General features: G+C 66.7%; 13 protein-coding genes and 1 tRNA gene. 10 read left to right on the top strand and 4 right to left on the bottom strand.

From position 1 onward, the window contains the following. Window positions 1-19 precede the first annotated feature (19 nt). The 4 genes from hflC (at window position 20) to KF833_06835 (ending at window position 2,363) form a co-directional block, all read left to right on the top strand. A complete protein-coding gene (gene hflC / locus KF833_06850; protein MBX3745011.1) occupies window positions 20-895 on the top strand; it encodes a protease modulator HflC in 876 nt (291 codons plus the stop codon). 53 nt (window positions 896-948) lie between these two features. Beyond that, on the top strand, window positions 949-1,212 hold the full coding sequence (locus tag KF833_06845) for a hypothetical protein (GenBank protein MBX3745010.1): 264 nt from the start codon (window positions 949-951) through the stop codon (window positions 1,210-1,212). 30 nt (window positions 1,213-1,242) lie between these two features. Continuing rightward, window positions 1,243-1,848: a YceI family protein gene (locus KF833_06840; protein MBX3745009.1), complete on the top strand. Its 606-nt coding sequence runs from the start codon at window positions 1,243-1,245 to the stop codon at window positions 1,846-1,848. Between the two features lie 104 nt (window positions 1,849-1,952). Further along, window positions 1,953-2,363 carry an ApaG domain gene (locus KF833_06835; protein MBX3745008.1) on the top strand — a complete coding sequence of 137 codons (411 nt, stop codon included), beginning with the start codon at window positions 1,953-1,955 and terminating at the stop codon, window positions 2,361-2,363. A 444-nt stretch (window positions 2,364-2,807) separates the two neighbouring features. On the opposite strand, the gene KF833_06830 is transcribed toward KF833_06835, so the two are convergent. Continuing rightward, a complete protein-coding gene (locus tag KF833_06830) occupies window positions 2,808-4,595 on the bottom strand; it encodes a carbon-nitrogen hydrolase family protein (protein ID MBX3745007.1) in 1,788 nt (595 codons plus the stop codon). A gap of 250 nt (window positions 4,596-4,845) precedes the next feature. Between KF833_06830 and KF833_06825 the strand changes: the two genes are divergently transcribed. The 3 genes from KF833_06825 to KF833_06815 all read left to right on the top strand — a co-directional run bounded on the left by KF833_06825 (window position 4,846) and on the right by KF833_06815 (window position 7,161). Continuing rightward, a complete protein-coding gene (locus KF833_06825) occupies window positions 4,846-5,217 on the top strand; it encodes a hypothetical protein (protein MBX3745006.1) in 372 nt (123 codons plus the stop codon). Between the two features lie 185 nt (window positions 5,218-5,402). Further along, window positions 5,403-6,752: a Gfo/Idh/MocA family oxidoreductase gene (locus tag KF833_06820; GenBank protein MBX3745005.1), complete on the top strand. Its 1,350-nt coding sequence runs from the start codon at window positions 5,403-5,405 to the stop codon at window positions 6,750-6,752. 324 nt (window positions 6,753-7,076) lie between these two features. Further along, window positions 7,077-7,161: transfer RNA gene (locus tag KF833_06815), tRNA-Leu, on the top strand. Window positions 7,162-7,191: 30 nt separating this feature from the next. On the opposite strand, the gene KF833_06810 is transcribed toward KF833_06815, so the two are convergent. Both KF833_06810 and KF833_06805 read right to left on the bottom strand, forming a co-directional pair. Continuing rightward, window positions 7,192-8,673, bottom strand: a complete 1,482-nt coding sequence (locus KF833_06810; GenBank protein ID MBX3745004.1) for a DUF1501 domain-containing protein — start codon at window positions 8,671-8,673, stop codon at window positions 7,192-7,194. A gap of 32 nt (window positions 8,674-8,705) precedes the next feature. Further along, window positions 8,706-11,834, bottom strand: a complete 3,129-nt coding sequence (locus KF833_06805; protein ID MBX3745003.1) for a PSD1 domain-containing protein — start codon at window positions 11,832-11,834, stop codon at window positions 8,706-8,708. A gap of 557 nt (window positions 11,835-12,391) precedes the next feature. Between KF833_06805 and KF833_06800 the strand changes: the two genes are divergently transcribed. Both KF833_06800 and KF833_06795 read left to right on the top strand, forming a co-directional pair. Further along, the gene (locus KF833_06800) at window positions 12,392-13,156 is read left to right on the top strand and encodes a type II secretion system protein (GenBank protein ID MBX3745002.1); all 765 of its coding nucleotides are present in this window, start codon (window positions 12,392-12,394) and stop codon (window positions 13,154-13,156) included. Then, entirely contained in the window at window positions 13,153-15,972 is a 2,820-nt protein-coding gene (locus KF833_06795) for a hypothetical protein (GenBank protein ID MBX3745001.1), read from the top strand. Before KF833_06800 ends, KF833_06795 begins: the two co-directional genes overlap by 4 nt. A 107-nt stretch (window positions 15,973-16,079) precedes the next feature. Here KF833_06795 and KF833_06790 read toward each other — a convergent pair whose 3' ends face one another. Next, the gene (locus KF833_06790; GenBank protein ID MBX3745000.1) at window positions 16,080-16,373 is read right to left on the bottom strand and encodes a hypothetical protein; all 294 of its coding nucleotides are present in this window, start codon (window positions 16,371-16,373) and stop codon (window positions 16,080-16,082) included. Window positions 16,374-16,529: 156 nt separating this feature from the next. Between KF833_06790 and KF833_06785 the strand changes: the two genes are divergently transcribed. After that, a complete protein-coding gene (locus KF833_06785; protein MBX3744999.1) occupies window positions 16,530-19,391 on the top strand; it encodes a PAS domain S-box protein in 2,862 nt (953 codons plus the stop codon). Window positions 19,392-19,423 lie beyond the last annotated feature (32 nt).

Genomic DNA, 19,423 nt, shown 5'->3' with positions numbered 1-19,423 from the left:
ACGAGAACGGAGACTGAACATGAAGCATCGCATTTTGGGATTGGGCGGGTTGGTGGTGGTCTTTCTTGGCGTCGTGCTGGGGCGGCAGGTGTTTTTCACGGTGGACGAGCCGGACCAGGTGATCATCACGCAGTTTGGCGAGTACAAGCGGACCATTCGCGAGCCGGGATTGGCGACCAAGGTGCCATTCATCCAGTTGGTGAACCGGTTTGACCGGCGGATCCTTTCGAGCGACGCGCCGAAGGCGGAGTACCTGACGCAGGACAAGAAGCGCCTTGTGGCGGACCCGGTGACGCGCTGGCGGATCGACAATCCGCTGTTGTTCTTCAAGACCGTCCGGGACGAGTCCGGGGCACGGGCGCGACTGGACGACCTGGTGTTTTCGGAGCTGCGCCGGGAGGTGGCGAGCCACACGTTCGATGTGGTGATCGGGCCGAAGCGGGAGACGATCATGGACAATGTGGCGAGGACGGCCCGGGAGAAGGCGCGGGAGTTCGGGATCGAAGTGGTGGATGTGCGGATCAAGCGGGCCGACCTGCCGCAGGAGGTGCAGATGAGCGTGTACCAGCGGATGCAGGCGGAGCGCGAGCGGGAGGCGAAGCGATACCGGAGCGAAGGGGAGGAGGAGTCGGCCAAGCTGCGCGCGGAGACGGACAAGGAGAAGACCATTCTGCTGGCGACGGCGCAGCAGAGGGCGTCGCAGTTGCGCGGCGAAGGGGATGGGGCGGCGACCCGGATTTACGCGGAAGCCTACGGACAGGACCCGGAGTTTTACGGGTTCACCCGGAGTCTTCAGGCGTATGAGAAGTTCATGGGAACGCGGAGCACGCTGCTGCTGCCGGCGGATTCGGACCTGTTCCGTTATCTGGGAACACCGGGGGGGGCGAACCGCTGAGGTGGGGCGGGACGGGTTGCCAGGGGCGAAGGTCAGGCGAAAGGTCCGGGCGCATGCGAACGGGGCTCAGGCTGGCGGCATTGGCGATCCTGGTGGTCGGGGTCGCCTTCTGGTTTTTTGGGGGGCCCCACTTTGGATGGACGAAGACGACGGTCCCGGTGGCGAAGTTCGATCCGATCACGGAGATCGAGTATATCGAGTGGGAGAAGAACTTCATTCCGGGAGTGGATTTTCTGGGAGGGTTTCTGGCCGCCGCCGGGGTGGTCTTCGGACTCTCCTGGCTGGCACGACATCGACCGACACAACCTCAATTGTAGTTACCGAATATGAAGACCTGCTGGAAGCGGATGGGAATCGGGATGGTGGTGCTGATGGCCTGGGCGGGCCAGGCGGCGCCGTTGACGTTCGACTTCAAGGATGCCAAGGGGGTGAACACTGTGACGTTCAACCTGGACGCCCCGCTGGAGGCCATCAGCGGTTCCGCCAACGGTGTCTCGGGAGAGGTCCGGTTCGATCCGGCCAATCCTGGTGCCACCCGGGGACGGATCGTTGTGGAGACGGCCACCATGCATGTGCCGAATCCGACAATGAAGGAGCATATGCATGCGAAGGACTGGATGGATGTGGCGACGCACCCGACGTTGAGCTTCGAGGTGGAATCGCTGGCCAACGTGAAGACCTCGGGCGAAGTGACGACCGCCGATGCGACCGGCAAGCTCACGATCAAGGGGGTCAGCAAGACGGTGACGATTCCGGTTCGGCTGACGTATCTGAAGGATCGTCTGGGGGCGCGAAGCAATGGGCGGATGCAGGGGGATCTGCTCGTGGTACGGGCCAGCTTCACGATTCAGCGGAGCGATTTCGGAATCAATCCGAAGGCACCCACGGACAAGGTCTCGGAGGAGGTCGAGTTGTCCTTGAGCGTGGCGGGGGCGGCGCCACGGGCGGGTTGATGGGGGCCGACGGGTTTGCGGAGCCTGGACGATGCGAGAGCCCGGGAGCTGATGGCTGCTCCGGGCTGGACACCGACGGGGAGAGGGGAGAGTTGGAGTGCGCGATGGAAGAAGCTTCGAATCCACCGATTGAATTGCCGGGCCTGCGGGTGACCGTGGACCGGGTGTTGTATCATGCCGAGGCGCAGACTCCGGCGGACCGTCCGCATTGCTTCGTGTACTTCATCACCATTCACAACGACTCGGAGACGCCGGTGACGATCGTGGGACGCAAATGGGTGGTGCGGGGGGACGACGGGCAGATTGCGGCGCTGGAAGGAGACGGGGTGGTCGGCAAGACGCCCCTGGTCCTGCCGGGGGATCAGTTCTCCTACAACAGCTTCCACCTGATGCAGACGGAATCGGCGGTGGCCGAGGGGGCGTACCTCGGGGTGGATGCGGACGGGCGCCGGGTGTTCACACGCATTCCGGCGTTTCGGATGACGGTGCCGAAGGCAGGTCAGGGGCGGGTGTGAGGGCAGGGGGGCATGCAGTCGGTGCATCCCCGGGTTGTGGGTGAGGAGGCAGCGCATCTTAGCCGTAGCCATGCAGTCAGGTCGGGCGCGCTGGCTTGAACTTTTCGGGCAGGCGCTTCGTCGTTCGCTCGTTGCGTCTCTGCGTTCCGATGCGCGCCTCGCTCACTCCTCGCCTTGCCCGAAAATCTGCGGCGCCATCGCTTTCCACCTTACTGCATGGATACGGCTTGGGGACGAGCTTCGCGAGTCTTCCATCCGCCATTGGCGTGCCTTCAGTGCATCCCGGAGTTGTCGGAAGAGGTGCGAACTCCGCCAAGCGGCGCTTCGGAGGGCCGAGTTCCACGAGGCCGCAAGGGTGTGGAGCGTTGGGTTGAGGACTCGCGGAGCTCGTCCCTCCGGTTCGCTGGCTCGGTACCGACAACTTGGGGATGCACCGGCGTGCCTTCAAGGCGAGTCCGGTTCGGCGTTGAGGATGCCGGCCTTGAGGAGACGAAGGAACTCCGGTTCCGGATCCGGTCCTTCGTAGAAGGAGAGCCAGCCTTGGAGGCGCACGGTGGCTCCTGGTGGGCAATCGGGGAAGACCGGGTCGGAGTGGAGGCAGGGGACCAGCACGTTGCCCCAGGCGCGACCGCATCGTTGCCAGGCGGTGAGGATCCAGCGGTTTCCGTCCGGGGATTTCACCGCGGCGAACGGGGGGTCGAAGACCTTGTTGGTGAGGGTCTGTTCCCCGAACCCGGTGGCGTGGCCGAGCATGACGCAATTCTGGACGCGCAGGCCGGTGAGAGGTTCGGCGGTGCCGTTGCGGAGCCACAATTCCATGCGGACACCGTCGGGCCGGGGTGAAACACGGGTGCCGAAGGCGATCCGGTTGGGGAGGGTACGTTCGGCGCTCCATCCGCCGGAGCCATCGGGTTCCCATTCGCGTCGTTCGAGGGTGATGCCCTGGCGGTCCCAGAGGGTGGGAATGTGGGTGTGGGCGAGGTAGGTGAGACCCAGGTTGGAGAAGATCGCCTCGGGGACGTCCACGACGACGTAGCCGCCATCCTTCCAGGGCGGGAAGACGCTGATCTTGGTCTCGCGTTGCGGGGCGACGGCCCCGTCGAAGAATCCACGCCGGGGATGGCGTCCGCCCGGGTACGGAGCGACCCGGATCGGTTCACCCGGGGACGGAGGTGCGAGTGTCGCGGCGGCGTCAGTGAGGGAGTGAAGGGAGGCGGCGATTTCGTCGAGGGGCATGCCGGTGGCGGCGGCGATTTCGTGGTCGGTGTAGTTGTGGAGCAGACGCATGTTGACCAGCCACGAGCGGAGGTCGGCGTCGTCGCGGGGACGTCGATGGGACTGGAACAGGTCACCCAGTTGGTCGCGAAGCCAGGTCGGGGTGGCCTCCCAGGCGGCCGAGGGGATGGGCGGGTGGAAAAGGTCCGGCGTCAGAGTGGCGTGGAGGAGGGTGGTTTGGGTGGGGTTCGCTTCGGCGAGGGGCGAACCCTGGGGACTGAGGATGAAGGTGTCGCTGTGCGTGGGTGCGTTCGGGGAATCCGTGGCGGGCGTGCTGGCGCGGGCGATCGCGACGTTCAGGTGGGTGGCGAGTCCGGGGTGGGTGCTGCGGATCCGGCGATCAAGTCCCCCGGCCGGCTCGGGGCTTCGGGTGTCGGCGTGAGGGGTGAGCAGGAGGCGGGCGCCTTGGAGGCGGGCGGCAAGGCCGATCGGGAGATGGGCAGCGTCGGCTCCGACGGGAGTTGCGAAGCGGATCCCATGCGCTTCGAAGACGGGCACCTGGGTTCCCGCGACCAGGCGCTGGTCCGCCCGTTCGGACGGGGTGAGGAGGATTTTGTCGTGCCAGCCGAGGACGTGACCTCGATGGAGGACCAGGGCGCTGTTGAAGCGTTGGGCTCCGGACTGCCGGACGAGGCCGAGGACCACCACCAGGTCGTGGGCGGTGGAGTCGGCGATGAAGGCCTGGAGCGCGGGGTCATCGGGAGAGCGGGCGCTGCTGAGGGGGGCGTTGGGAGAGGCCGGACCGGAGAGGAACCTTTCCGGGAAGACGAGGAACCGGCTTCCGCGGGCCAGAGCCTGGGCGATGACATTGCGGGCGATCTGGAGGTTGGCGGCGGCATCGTGCTGGTGAGATGGCCCCTGATAGGCGGAGACGATGACCGGAGTCGGGAGGGGGTTGGCCATGGCGAGGTTGACGGCGACGAGGGTCGCGAGGGTGAGCAGGAGGCGCTGGGGCATGGCGGGTGGGGGTTCGGAGCGGAAAGTCGAGGCACGGTAGCGGTACGCCGTCCCCGCGGGAAGCGGACACGGCGGGTTCGGGTGGGAGATGGCGGACAGCCTCCGGGGCGCGGTCTTCGCTGCGGTTGTCCGGGGCCCGCCCATTGAACCCGGAAGGGACCACACTGTGGTTGGCCCAATTCCGTTCAAAAGGGCGCGTTACCCTGTGGTGGCAGGCGGAAGGTCACCACGAACTGAAAAGGAACAAGAAATGAACGCGACTCAAACGGTTGACATCAAGGGTGCCCGCGCGGTGACCGTGCTCAGCAAGGGCATTTTCATATTCAGTTGGAAGGTTGAGACCCGGCTTCCCAATGGCAACGTTGTTGCGACCCCATCTCGGGATTGGGTCAAGATCGGGGACAAGGATACCATCGACCTTGCCAAGTATCCCGAATTGTTCACGGAAGGTGCCATTATCTGGCCCAGAGTTCACGCGGAGCTTGGGGAGAAGCATTCGTCGGATGCCAAGGTCCCTTACAGCAAGGACGGGTTGGTCGCGCTGTATCTCGTCTCTGGAACGACTCAGGATATCAGCATCAGCTTCGAAGGATTCCTCATCCCGCCTGTGAAAGGGCCTTAGGGCAGGAGGGCTGGGGTGCGCTGGCCGGATGCGGATAGGCTGGTCAGGTTTCCAGCGCCATTCCGAGGGTCCCCCGTCCTTCTCTTCGCCGCTTGCGCGGCGATTTGGGTTCCGGCAGGTCGCTTGACCTGGATTGGGGGTGACGGGCACGGTTTGGGGAGACGTTCCCCAACCGCTGATTCCCCATGAAGCCCATTCTTCGAGGTTCCTCACGACGGCAGTTTCTCCGACAGGGTGCGGTGGTGGCGACGGGGGCGATGGTGCCGCGCTGGGCGGGGCGGGCGCGGGCGGCGGAGCGGGTGGAGCCCTTGAACATTGCGGCGATTGGCGTGGGGGGGATGGGGGCAGGGGACATTGCGGCGGTGGCGCCGGGGAACCGGATTGTGGCGTTGTGCGATGTGGATGGGCGGCGGGCGGCGGGGACGGTCCGGCAGCATCCGGACGCGCGGTTTTTCGAGGATTTCCGGCGGATGTTCGATGCGATGGAGCAGGAGATCGACGCGGTGGTGGTGGCCACGCCGGACCACACGCATGCGGTGGCGGCGATGGCGGCGATACGGCGGGGGAAGCACGTGTATTGCGAGAAGCCGCTGGCGCATTCGGTCCATGAGATACGGGCGTTGATGGGGGCGGCGAAGGAGCACGGGGTGGTGACGCAACTGGGGAACCAGGGGCATTCGTTCGATTCGATCCGGGACTTCTGCGAGTGGATCTGGGCGGGGACGATCGGGAAGGTGCATACCATCCACGCGGGGTGCGAGGCGGTGAACTCGGGGATCGACCAGTTGCCCAGGCTGGTGGAGCGGCATCCGGTGCCGGACGGGTTGAACTGGGATCTCTGGCAGGGGCCGGCGCTGGAGCGGCCGTATCATCCGGCGTACCTGCCCGGGAGTTGGCGGGGATGGGTGCCGTACGGGAATGGCACGGTGGGGGATTGGATTTGCCATGTGGTGGACCCGGTGTTCTGGGCGTTGGATCTGGGGGCACCGACCTCGGTGGTGGCGGAGGTGAAGGGCTATGATCCCAGGACGCAGGGGGCGGCATTTCCCAAGGGGGAGATCATCACGTTCGAGTTTCCGGCCCGGGGGGATCGTGGGCCGGTGACCCTGCGCTGGCACAGCGGGACGGAGCGGATTCCGAAGCCGCCTGAGATGGAGGGGGAGGAACGGGGAATTGGGACCGGTGCGGTGGTGATGGGCGACCGGGGAACGATTGTGTACGGGTCACACGGGGCGGGCGGGGTGCGGTTGGTGCCGGAGAGCCGGATGGAAACCTTCCGGCGACCGGAGCGGACACTGGCGCGGGTGCCGGGGGGGCATCAACAGGACTGGTTGCGGGCGATCCGGGGTGGGACGCGTGCCGGATCGGATTTTGCGTACGGGGGTCCGTTGACGGAAGTGGGGCTGCTGGGGGTGATCGCCATCAAGTTTCCCGGGGTACGACTGGAGTGGGACAGCGCGGCGATGCGGTTCACGAATCACGACGAGGCGAATGCGTGGGTGAATCCGCCGTACCGGGCGGGATGGACGTTGTGAGCGGGGGATTGAAGGTGGGGTGGGGTTGGGGGCATCCCGGCGTTGTGGGTGAGGAGGCAGGGAATCGGAGGGACGAGCTCCGCGAGTCCTCAACCCAACGCTCCACACCGTTGCGGCCTCGTGGAACCCGGCCCTCCGGAGCGATGCCTGCCGAAGTTCGCAGCTTTCCCCACCACTCCGAGATTCGGCTTGCGGCGAAGTCGGCGGACGATTAACCAAGGGGCGTCGCGGGCATCGCAGGGTGCCGGCGGGGTTGAGCGGCCGGAACTGGAGGCAAGAGATCCCGTTCGAGGCAGGTTCGACGCGAGATGGCGAGATGGCGATGCGCCCGTGGCGGAATTGGCAGACGCGCTAGATTCAGGTTCTAGTGGGTAACACCGTGCAGGTTCAAGTCCTGCCGGGCGCACCATCGGTCTTCCGGGAAGCGGGTTTGGATACTTCAGGAAAGGACTTCGGACACGACACGCTGGGGTTCGACGCCGGTGAGGCGCTGGTCGAGGCCTTGGAACTTGAAGGTGAACCGGTTGTGGTCGATACCGAGGCCGTGGAGGACGGTGGCGTTGATGTCGTTCACGTGGACGGGGTTTTCGACGATGTTGTAGCTGAAGTCGTCGGTTTCGCCGTAGGAGACGCCCCCTTTCACGCCGGCGCCGGCGAGCCACATGCAGAAGTTTCGCGGGTGATGGTCGCGGCCGTAGTTGTCGGCGGTGAGCTGGCCCTGGGAATAGACGGTGCGGCCGAATTCGCCGCCCCAGACCACGAGTGTGGAGTCGAGGAGGCCGCGTTGTTTGAGGTCACGGATGAGGCCGGCGGTGGCCTGGTCGGTGTCTTCGCACTGGTTCTTGAGGGCGGTGGGCAGGTTGTCGTGCTGGTCCCAGCCGCGATGGAGGATCTGGACGACGCGGACGCCGCGTTCGACGAGGCGGCGGGCGAGGAGGGCGGAGTGGGAGTAGGAGCCTGAGACGGTGGCCTTGGGGCCGTAGAGGGCGAGGGTCTCGGCGGATTCGCCGCTGAGATCGGTGAGGTCCGGGACGCTGGCCTGCATGCGGAAGGCCATTTCGTACTGGGCGATGCGGGTTTGGATTTCGGGATCGCCGAAGGCCTCGAAGCTGCGCTGGTTGAGGGCGTTGAGGGCATCGAGCATGACGCGACGGTCGGAACGATCCACGCCGTCGGGATTCTGGAGGTAGAGGACGGGGTCGCCGATGCCACGGAGGGCGACACCGGAGTACTTGCCGGGGAGGAAACCGCTGCCCCAGAGGCGGTGGTAGAGGGCCTGTCCGTTGCCGGTGGAAGGGAAGGCGGGGGTGAGGACGACGAAGGCTGGGAGGTCGTCGCTTTCGGAACCGAGGCCATAGGCCAGCCAGGAGCCGATGGAGGCCTTGCCGGGGACTTCGCTGCCGGTCATGACGAAGGTGCAGGCGGGGTCGTGGTTGATGGCATGGGTGTGGACGGTCTTGATGAGGGCAAGGTCGTCCACGATTCCGGCGGTATGGGGCAGGAGTTCGCTGACCCAGCGACCGGACTGGCCGTGCTGATGGAAGGCGAACTTCGACGGGGCCACCGGGAAGCGGCTTTGTCCGCTGGTCATGGTGCTGAGGCGCTGGCTCATGCGGACGGAATCGGGGAGGTCCTGATCGAAGTGGGCTTTGAGCTGGGGTTTGTGGTCCCAGAGATCGATCTGAGATGGGGCCCCGTTCATATGGAGGTAGATCATGGCCTTGGCCTTGGGGGGGAAGTGGGGAAGGCCGGGGAGGGGGGGGTGGACGCGGCCGGCGGCGGGATCGGAGGCGAGGGCACGGAGACCGCCGAGGCGTCCAGCCATGAGCCAGCCAAGGGCGACGCCGCCGAGGCGGAGTCCGGACTGGCCGAAGAACTGGCGGCGGGTTTGGAGGAGGCGATGTTCGAGCAGGGGATTCATGGCGTGGAGGAGGGAAAGACCTCGGGGGCGGGTCAGTTGCGGGTGAGGGTTTCGTCGAGGTTGAGGAGGAGGTTGGCGGTGAGGGTGTAGGCGGCGAGTTCGTGGACGGGGAGGTCGGGGCGGGGTTGGGATTCGCCGGCGTGGATCACGCGGCTGGCGGTTTCCGGATCGAGGGAATAGCGGTGGAGGTGGGTGGTGAGGGCGTGTTGGACGATTTCGAGTTCCTCGGGGGCCGGGGGGCGGGCGAGGACGACGCGGTAGGCGAAAGCGAGGCGATCGGAGGGTGTGGAACCGCCTTCGACGAGCATCCGTTCGGCGAGGGCGCGGGCGGCTTCGAAGTGCTGGACGTCGTTCATCAACTGGAGCGCCTGGAGGGGGGTGTTGCTGCGTTCGCGGCCGCTGCAGGACTGTTCCCGGTTGGGCGCATCGAAGGCGGCCATGAACGGGGGCGGGGCGGTGCGTTTGAAGAAGGTGTAGAGGCTGCGCCGGTAGAGGGCGGGCCCGGTATCCTGGCGGTATTCGCGGGTATTGGAACCGACGAAGCCGACGGGTTCCCAGATGTTGGGTGGTTGGTAGGGTTTGACGCCGGGGCCGCCCATGTCGGGGACGAGGAGTCCGCTCACGAAGAGGGCGTTGTCGCGGAGTTGCTCGGCGTCGAGGCGGAAGCGGGGGCCGCGGGCGAGCCATCGGTTTTCGGGGTCGCGCTGGAGAAGTTCCGGGGTGACCCGGGACGACTGGCGGTAGGCATCGGAAGTGACGAAGAGGCGGACGAGGGCTTTGACGTCCCAGCCGGATTGGGGGAAGTGGACTGCCAGCCAATCGAGCAGCTCGGGGTGACTGGGGAGTTCGCCCTGGGAACCGAAGTCATCGGGGGTGCGCACCAGGCCGGCCCCAAAGAACTGCTGCCAGAAGCGGTTGACGGTCACGCGGGCGGTGAGGGGGTGGTCGTCTCGAACGAGCCAGCGGGCGAGGTCGAGGCGGGTGGGACGGGAACCTGCGGGGGCAAGTGGCGGGAGGAAGGCGGGGACGCCGGGTTCAACCTTTTCCGCCGGGCGATCGTAGGCGCCCCGTTCCATGACGAAGCTTTCGCGGGGGTCTTCGAGGTCGCTCCAGACGAGGGTTGCTGGGAGGGACTCCTCGAAGGTTTCGCGCTTCTTGCGGGTATCGGCAACCGCGGCGAGGAGGGGTTCGAAGGTGGGCCGGGCGTCGGCGGAGACGCGGGAGAGGAAGTGATGGAGAAGGGTGCGCTGCTGCTCCTCGGTGCGCTGGTCGGCGGGGGTATCCTTGAAAATGGCACGAACATTCTCCGGGAGGTCCCTGGGGGCCTTGCCTTCGAACTGGCGGGTCCAGACCAGAAAGGAGCGGGTGGGGTCGGTGGCCGGGTCGATACGGCCGGCGACGCCGATGTAGTCCCAGTACACGGTACCGCCCTGCTGGGTGAGGGCGAAGCCGTTGACGCGGTCGCCGCGATGGAGGCCGAGGGTTGAGGCATCGACTTCGAGTCGGACCCAGATGCCGGCCTCGGGGAGGGGGCCCTGGTGGACGCGTTCGGTGGTATTGGCGGCGCCCCAGTCGATGGCATCGTAGTCGCCCCAGATGGCGCGATGCTTCCATTCGCCGGTGCGGTATTGGAGCATGATGGCCTGGGGAAGGTCGTTAGGATCGAGATACACATGGGCGAAGAGGCGGGCATCGGCAGGAATCTCGAGTGGGGCGGGGCCGGCCTCGATGACGTCCTGGGCGCGGCCGGTGTCCTGGCGGCGCAGGGCGCGATCGCCGCGGAAGGGGCGGACGGGGCTGTCGGAGGCGGTGATGAAGTTGGGCGGGGCGCCGGGGCTGGCTGAGATTTTCCAGCCTTCGGGGATGGCATCGTCGGCCCAGACGTTTTCGACGTCGAGGGCGGGCGGGGCGGGATCGAGGGTGGCGGGATCGGTGTAGGCAATGGTTTCGAGGGCGGCAGCGACGCGGGACCGGGCGGCGGCGATGAGTTCGTCGTATTCGGCGAGCCGGGCTTCGTCTTCGGGGGATTTGAGGCGGAGGAACGGCTTGGTGAGGCGGATATTGCCGTCCATGGCGGGGTCGGCGGAGCTATGGAAGAAGGCGTACAGGGAATAGAACTCCCTGGCGGAGATGGGGTCGAACTTGTGGTCGTGGCAGACCGCGCAACCGGCGGTAAGGCCCATCCAGGCCTGGGCGGTGGTGGCTGCGCGATCGACGGCGTAGCGGAAGATGAATTCGGCGTCGATGGAACCGCCTTCGCTGGTGGTGACGTTATTGCGGTTGAAGCCGGTGGCGACGAGCTGGTCGAGGGTGGGATCGGGGAGGAGATCGCCGGCGAGCTGCTCGATGGTGAACTGGTCGAAGGGGAGATTGCGATTGAAGGCGTTCACGACCCAGTCTCGGTACGGCCAGATGGAGCGTTCGTTGTCCAGGTGGAGGCCGTGGGTGTCGGCGTAGCGGGCGACATCGAGCCAGTGGCGTGCCATCTGTTCGCCGTAATGGGGGGAGTTGAGGAGGCGATCGACCACGCGTTCGTAGGCGCCGGGGGCGGTATCGGCGAGGAAGGCCTCGACTTCCGCGGGGGTTGGAGGAAGGCCGATGAGGTCGAAGGAGAGGCGGCGCAGCAGGGTGGGGCGGTCGGCCTCGGGTTGGAGGCTGAGGTTCCGGGTGCGGAGGTCGGCAACGATGAAACGGTCGATGGGATGGGTGGCAGTGAGATCGGCCGGGGGGGGGGTGGCGGACGGGGATTCGAAGGCCCAATGCTGCTGATAGCGGGCGCCCTGTTCGATCCAGCGGCGCACGAGTTCCCGTTGTTCCGCCGTGAGGGACTTGTGGGAGTCCGGGGGCGGCATGATGTCGTTGGGATTATCGGTGGCGATGCGGAGCCAGACCTCGCTGCCCTGGGGGTCTCCTGGGCGGATGGCGACTTCACCACTGCGTCCGGTGCCGAAGGCGCCTTCCGGAGTGTCGAGGCGCAGGCGGGACTTGCGGGTATTGGGATCGAAGCCGTGGCAGGCGAAGCAGTTGTCGGAGAGGATTGGGCGGATGTCGCGATTAAACTGGACGGTGTCGGTCCCCGGGGAGGGGAGGGGGATGGCACCGCCGGAGGCGAGGACGATTCCAAAGAACCAGGCGGCGATGGACACGGGCGCGGGGCGCATGGGTGACAATTTCACAGGATCCCGGGCGGATGCAACCGAAGCCGGAGGACCGAAGCCGGAGGACCCAAATCGGCGCCCAAGAAACCACGAAGGACACGAAGGCAACGGCGCCATCGAAAGGCCGATTGGGATCAAACCGTAGAGGATGCGAGCGGCTGGGAGGCCAAAACAAAGAGGCTGGCAGGCTAATGTTGACGAATTCCTATAGTAAGACTGACGCTTTATTATTGACCGACTTTGTATTGTTGACGACGTGCGACAGAATCATCCACCCCGGCCGGATTGGATTCCCATGGGGTACCTGGCTCTTGGCTGGAGTGGTGTCAGCAACTTAAAGTCCGACTTGATATCTTGGGGCCGAGTTCCACGAGGCCGCAACGGTGTGGGGCGTTGGATTGAGGACTCGCGGAGCTCGGCCGATTCGCTGTCTCCTTACCCGCAACTTGGAGGTGCCGACGGCAGCCGGGAGGGGGGGGGGATTTGCGGTTGGCAAGGGGGAGGGCGTGGGGGCAGGGTGCTGGGATTCCCGGTTTATGGAGATTGAAGAGCGGCAGCGCATGGCAGGGGGCGTGGTGCCTTGGGCATCGTCGAGCGGCCCACGGCGTGGCGGCTTCACACTGATCGAGTTGCTGGTGGTCATCGCGATCATCGCGATTCTGGCGGGCATGCTGCTGCCGGCGCTGGCGAAGGCGAAGCAGCAGGCGATGACGACGAAGTGCCGGAATCACCTGAAGCAGATCGGGCTGGCAATGGCGATGTACGTGGACGATCACGACGGGCACCTGCCTTACGCCTGGTGGTACAACGCGGGGAACGACTCGGCAGACGTGAACAATTTCCATCATCTGCTGCAGCCGTATCTGCGGGCCGCGGCGTTCCGGTCGGGCACGCGGACGACCAACAGCGACTTTGCGACCCTGGTGTATCCGTGTCCGGAGCGAATGCGGGAGAACCACTACCGGACCTACCGTGAATACCGACCGGGCGTACCGGGCAATCCGTGGAAGATCAGCTACGCGTTGAATCAGCACACGCTGGCCGGGTTCCCGCCGGCGGTGACGAGTCCCCGTACGGAGAGACTGGCGGCGGTGCCGCGTCCGAGCGAGACGCTGGGCGGGGTGGACGTTTCGCTGGAGTTGAATCATCCGGCGGTGATCCGGGCCGGGCGGGGGCCGGACGGGATGCACGACATCGGCTACCGGCACGGCAATGGGCATCCAAACGGGACAGCGACGATTTTGTTTTTCGACTACCACGTGTCTTCGAGGAACCGGCGGCAGACCAACGACGTGATTCTGAATTTCAAGCCAACCCAACCATGAGTCTCCCATTGCATTTCCTTGTGGCCGGTGCCGCGCTTGGCGTCCTGCTGGGCGGCCCGGCGTCGTCGGCGCAGACCGCGTTCGTCCGGAACCCGAGCTTCGAAAGCAACTTCCCGGAGCTGTGGCCCTATTACGGGGCGGTGGACGAGTGGCCCGGGGCGAGCGGGGTGAACGATGTGGTGATCGATGCGGGCGGGCCGTTTCACAACGCGGGGACGCCGGTGCCGGACCGGGTGCGGGTGGGGTTCAAACAGGGGGGCGGAGATGTCACGCAGGAGATTTACGGGCTCGATCCCGGGAGCCGGTACTGGCTGCAGTTCTTTTATGATGGGCGGCGGGGCGGCGGGGCGGCGCAGTCGATGATCGTGTATTTCGATGACGAGGAGATCGGTCGGGACCCAAACATCCGGCCGTCGGACACCGGATACTACTTCATGAACGCGCCGTTCGTCCCGGAGAACGATTTCGGGACGATCCGGATTCATCACATTGTGTCGGGGGACCGAACGCTCCTGCTGGACGGGGTGACGGTGGTGGCGCGAACGGCGGAGGATGTGGTGGTGCGGAATCCGAGTTTCGAGGCGAGCGGGGTGCTGCCGGAGACGGGGTATCTGACGGCGATGGCGGGTTGGGAGATCGAGGGGACGGCGGGAGCGGACGACGGGTCGGGGGGGATCTTTGACAATGGGGTGGCGCCGGACCAGGACCTGGTCGGGTTCATCGAGGGGTCGGGATCGTTGTCGCAGACGCTGCGGGGGTTGGTGGTGGGGACGGAATACCGGGTGGTGTTGCGGGCCAATGCGAGGAGCGGGACCGCGCCGCGTCTGGAGGTGCGCGCGGGGGAGACGGTGGTGGTGGCACGAGATGTGCCGTCGGGGTCGTTCCAGGAGGTGAGCGGCACGTTCACGGCGGCGGAGACTGCGGTGACGCTGGTGCTGGCGCAGACGCGGGAGGGTTCGGACACGGTATTGCTGGATGATGTGCGGGTGCTGGGGGCGACGTCCGAGCCGCTGCCGCCGATGGACTTTGCGCCGGTGGTTTCGGAGGTGGGACCGGGCCAGGTGATGGCGCATACGCTGACGATCCCGGTGCGGGCGTTGGAAGGGGGGCCGGTGGAGGTCCGGTTGGCGAGCGGAAATGCGAATGTGGCGCGGCTGGTTGGGGCGTCGGTGGATGGGACGCTGACCCTGCGGTTCACGCCGGCGATGGGCGGGGAGGCGGCGGTCACCCAGCGGACGTTCGAGGTGGAGGCGGTGGGGCGTGGGAGCGCGGCGATCAACGTGGTGGAGGCGGCGGGGATCCCGCTGTTGTTTGCGCCATCGGTGCAGGTGGTGATGTCGCTGGTGAAGAACGCCTCGTTCGAGAGCAACGTGGCGGGGGCGTTTCCGGGGTATGGGGAGATCCTGGGCTGGGGTGCCGAGGGTGGGACGGGCTTGAACCGGGCGGGTGGACCGAACGATCCGGCGGGTCCGTTTGGGGACAACGGGGTGGTGCCCGACCGGGAGCAGGTGGCGTTCATCCAGGGGAACGGGCGGTTGCATCAGGAGATCGTCGGATTGGAGCCGGGCCAGCGGTACTGGCTCCAGTTTCATTACAATGCACGGGACTGTTGCGGGGAGAGGTCGCACGGGCTGACGGTGCGGTTTGCGGGCGAGGTGCTGGCGGAGTTCCCGGACCTGCTGCCGGCGGCGGTGCTGGGGGAGGTGGATTACTTCGCGGCGCACCTGCCGTTCACGGCGCAGGCAAGTTCCGGTCTGCTGGAATTCGTGCATGAGGTGGCCAGCGGGGATGCGTCGGTGGTGCTGGATGGGGTGACCATTGTGGCCCGTCGGGCGGACGAGATGCCGGTATGGAATCCGAGCTTCGAGGCGAGCGGATCGCCTCCCGGTGTGGGATATCTGCAGCCGTACCGGATGGCCGGATGGGAAGGGGGCTCGGGCGGGCGCGGGGTGAACGTGGATGGGGCGGGGCCGTTCACGGACAACGGGGCGTCCCCGGACCAGGACCGGGCGGCATTTCTGCAGAATGTGGGATCGTACCTGGCGCAGACGGTGCACGGGCTGACGCCGGGGCAGCGCTACACGCTGGTGGTGGCGATCAACGCGCGAAACTGCTGCTCCGGGGTTCCGACGGCGGCGGTGTCGGTGGATGGGGAGGTGTTGTTGGAAGAGGAGATTCTTCCGGCGGGCGGGCGGCAGCCGTTCCGGGCGCTATACCTGCCGTTCACGGCTTCGGCGAGCGAGGGGACCATCCGGTTTGAAGTGACGGGGCCGGCGGGCGGCGACGTATCATTGCTGCTGGACGATGTGCATGTGGTGCACGGGGAACGGACGCCTCCGGTGGTGACGCTGGATCCGGCGGGGCAGGAGGTGGCGGCGGGCGCCACACTCGAACTGAGCACGGCGGCGAGCGGGACAGACCTTCGGTACCAGTGGCGCCTCAATGGGGTTGCGTTGATCGACGGCGGGCGGATTGCGGGGGCGAGGACCGCGACGCTGCGGATTACCGGGGTGATGGCGGCCGACGCCGGGAATTACACGGTACTGGTCAGCGACGGGTTGGGGACGGTGGGCAGCGAGGTGGCGGTGGTGACGGTGGAAGCGGGATCGGAGCCACCGATGTTGCGGGCGGTGCGGGTGGCGGGGGGGGTACAATTGCGATGGCCTGTGGAAGCCGCCGGCTTCGCGCTGCAACGGACGGGCGCGCTTGGCGGGGGGTGGACGGCGGTGGCGGAAACGGCGACGCAGGAGGGTGGCGACTGGGTGGTCACCGTGTCCGCGGAGGGTGCGGCCGGGTATTTCCGGCTGGCCCAGTGACTGGATGGCGTCGCCCTCGCCGGTGACCCACACGCCTTGGGAGGGGTGTGGGTTGCCGGACGTGTTGGGGCCGGACGCGGGCGGTGGCGGGCGGTGCCGGATTGCGGTCAGCGGCGTTGGAAATCGGCGCGATCCTGTTCGAGGCGTTTCTCCTGGTGCCGTCGTTCCCGTTCCCAGGGGGAAGGGTAGGTGGCCCATGAATTCGCGGCGGGTTCAAGGACGGCACGGTCCTGGGGATCCGGGACGGCTGTCGGGCGGGTGCAGCAACGGGAGTTCCCGGCGCACCCGGCAAAGGTCAGGAGGACGCCGACCAGGATGAGGGGCAGGAACCCGGGCGCGAAGTCGGACGGGATGCGGCGGGTTTGGAGGGGTGACGGGGTGGAGGCTTCAGGGCGGGTCATGAGGGGAGGTTGAAGGATGGATCGGGCCGGGGGAAGCCACGAGGGGCAGGTCGGGTGCCTGATGGTGAAGGCAGGTCTTCACCCTTTAGGGGGATTGCGGAAGCGCGGCAGGAGTGGGGAGTCTTCGGGGTCCACCAACGGCGACGCGACCAGACCATGAATGAACGATCCGGGGAAGGGAATGCACTGGGCGGAGTCCGGGGAGGATCGGGGGGCGGCGACACGGGGGGGGTGGGATCGGGTATGGGAACGTCTGGCGGGATGGCAGAGGTGGCGGGCCTGTTGCGGCGTCAGGCTTGGGAATCGCGGGTCCTCGAGGGCATTTCGGAGGGGAAGGCGCTGCATGAGGTGCTGATGTGCCTGGCGCGGGGTGTGGAGGAGATGATCCCGCCGGCGCTGGCTTCGATTCTGCTGGTGGACGAGGATGGTGCGCGGTTGCGGCCGGGAGTGGCGCCGACGCTGCTGGAGATGCACCCGGCCGAACTGGACGGCGTGCCGATCGGGCCCCGGGCGGGCTCGTGCGGGACGGCGGCTTATCGACGGGAGGCGGTGATCGCGATGGACATCGCGACGGATCCCCTGTGGGAGAACGCCCGGGAATGGGCATTGTCGAACGGGCTGAGGGCCTGCTGGTCGATGCCGGTGATCGGGGCGACGGGCGCGGTGCTGGCGACGTTTGCCCTGTACTACCGGGAATCCCGCGTCCCGAGGCCGGAGGAACTGGAGCTGATCCGGCGCACGGCGCATCTGGTGGGGATTGCGGTGGAGCGGGACCGGAAGGAGGCCGAGTTGCGGGCCAGTGAGGAGCGGTTTCGGCGGGTGTTCGACGACGCCGCGGTCGGACTGGCCATCACCACGCTGGAGGGGAGGTTCATAGAGACCAACCCGGCCTACCGGACGATGCTGGGGCGCGATGAGGAGGCGTTGCGGGCGACGGACATCACGGCCCTGACGCACCCGGGGGATCGGGAGCACTTCTGGGCGTGGTGGACGGAACTGATTGGGGGTTATCGTGAGCGGTTGGTGACGGAGAAGCGGGCTGTTCGGGTGGGCGGCGGTGCGGTGTGGATTCGGGTGAGCGTGGCACCACAGAGGGATTCGAAGGGGCGGCCGGTGCGGATGGTGGTGGTGGCGGAGGACATCACGCAGCAGCGGACGGCGGAGGCGGAGGCGGCCCGGCTGGGGCGGCGGTTGACGGCGACCCTGGAGCGGATCAGCGACGCGCTGTTCACCCTGGATGCCCAGTGGCGGTTCACCTACCTGAACGCGGAGGCCGAGAGGTTGATGGAACGGGCCCGGGCGCAGGTGTTGGGCGTTTCCATCTGGGAAGCGTTTCCCGAGGTGGTGGGGACGCGGTTCGAAACGGAGTACCGGCGGGCGGTGGCGGAGGGTGTGACGGTGGCCGTCGAGGCCCATTACCCGACGCTGGAGAAGTGGTTTGATGTGAAGGCGTATCCATCGCCTGACGGGCTGGCGGTGTATTTCCGGGAAGTGACGGAGCAGCGGCGCAACCGGGAGGCGCTGCGGGCGCAGGCGGAACTCCTGGACAAGGCGCAGGATGCGATCGTTGTGCGGGACCTGGAGCACCGGGTGCTGTATTGGAACAAGAGCGCCGAACGCCTGTATGGATGGCCCGTCGAGGAGATCCTCGGACGGTCGGTGGAGGAGTTGCTCTTTCAGGACCCGGAGGCATACCGGGCGGTGGTCGCGGCCACCCGACGGGACGGGGAATGGATTGGCGAATTGGAACAGCGCACGCGGGAGGGGGAGTCGCTGACGGTGGAGGGGCGATGGACGCTGGTGCGCGACGATGAGGGAAAGCCCAAGTGCATCCTGGCGATCAACACCGACGTCACCCAGCGCAAGCGGCTCGAGGCGCAGTTTCTGCGGGCACAGCGCCTCGAGAGCATCGGGACGCTGGCCGGGGGCATCGCGCACGACCTGAACAACGTTCTGGCGCCGATCATGATGTCGATCGATCTGCTCAAGCTGCTGGTGACCGACCCGGAATGCCGGGAGATTCTGTCCACCATCGGGCGGAGCGCTGAGCGCGGGGCGGCGATGGTTCGGCAGGTGCTGACCTTCGCGCGGGGGATGGAGTCCCAACGGGTCGAGGTGCGGCCCGCCCAGGTCATCCACGATGTCATCCGGATCGTCCGGGACACCTTTCCGAAGAGCATCCGGACCCTCGACCGGCTGGCCTCGGACCTGTGGTCGGTCCAGGCGGAACCGACCCAGCTTCACCAGGTGTTGATCAACCTGTGCGTCAACGCGCGGGACGCGATGCCGGAAGGGGGGCAGATCCTGATCTCAGCGGAGAACGTGATGGTGGATGAGCGCGACGCCGCGATGAGTCTGGATTTGCGGCCGGGACCGCATGTTCGGATCGAGGTGGAGGACACGGGTTCGGGGATTCCGGGGGAGATTCTGGACAAGATCTTCGATCCCTTCTTCACCACCAAGGAGGTCGGGAAGGGCACCGGCCTGGGGTTGTCCACCTCCCTGTCCATCATCCGCAGCCATGGCGGCGTGCTCCGGGCGTTTGGCGGGGCGGGCAAGGGCGCGCGGTTTCGGATCGATCTACCGGCACTGGGAGCGTCGTCGGATGCCCAAGCCGGGGCAGGTCTGACGCCAAGCCCCCGGGGCAGCGGGGAATGGGTGCTGGTGGCGGACGACGAGGCGGCGATCCGGCAGATCACCCGCCAGACGCTCGAAGCGTTCGGGTACCGGGTGCTGCTGGCGTCGGACGGGGCCGAGGCGGTCGAGATCTTCCGGCGTCGCCGTGAAAAGATCGCGGTGGTGCTGATGGACATGATGATGCCGACGATGGATGGGACGACGGCGATCCGTTCGCTGCTGGAGATCGAGCCTGAAGCGAGGGTTGTGGCGGTGAGCGGCGTGAGCGGTCCGGGCCCCACGGCCTTCGGTTCGGGCAACGGGGTGCGTCGATTCCTGAGGAAGCCCTACACGGCGCCGGCCCTCCTGGCCGCGGTGCACGAGGCGATGACCGGGGCGTGAGGGGAGGGGTTGCGGGAATGGTTTGGCGATGG

This window comes from Verrucomicrobiia bacterium, from assembly GCA_019634625.1.
Taxonomy (GTDB): domain Bacteria; phylum Verrucomicrobiota; class Verrucomicrobiia; order Limisphaerales; family CAIMTB01; genus CAIMTB01.
This window is presented reverse-complemented; position numbering and strand designations above follow the sequence as displayed.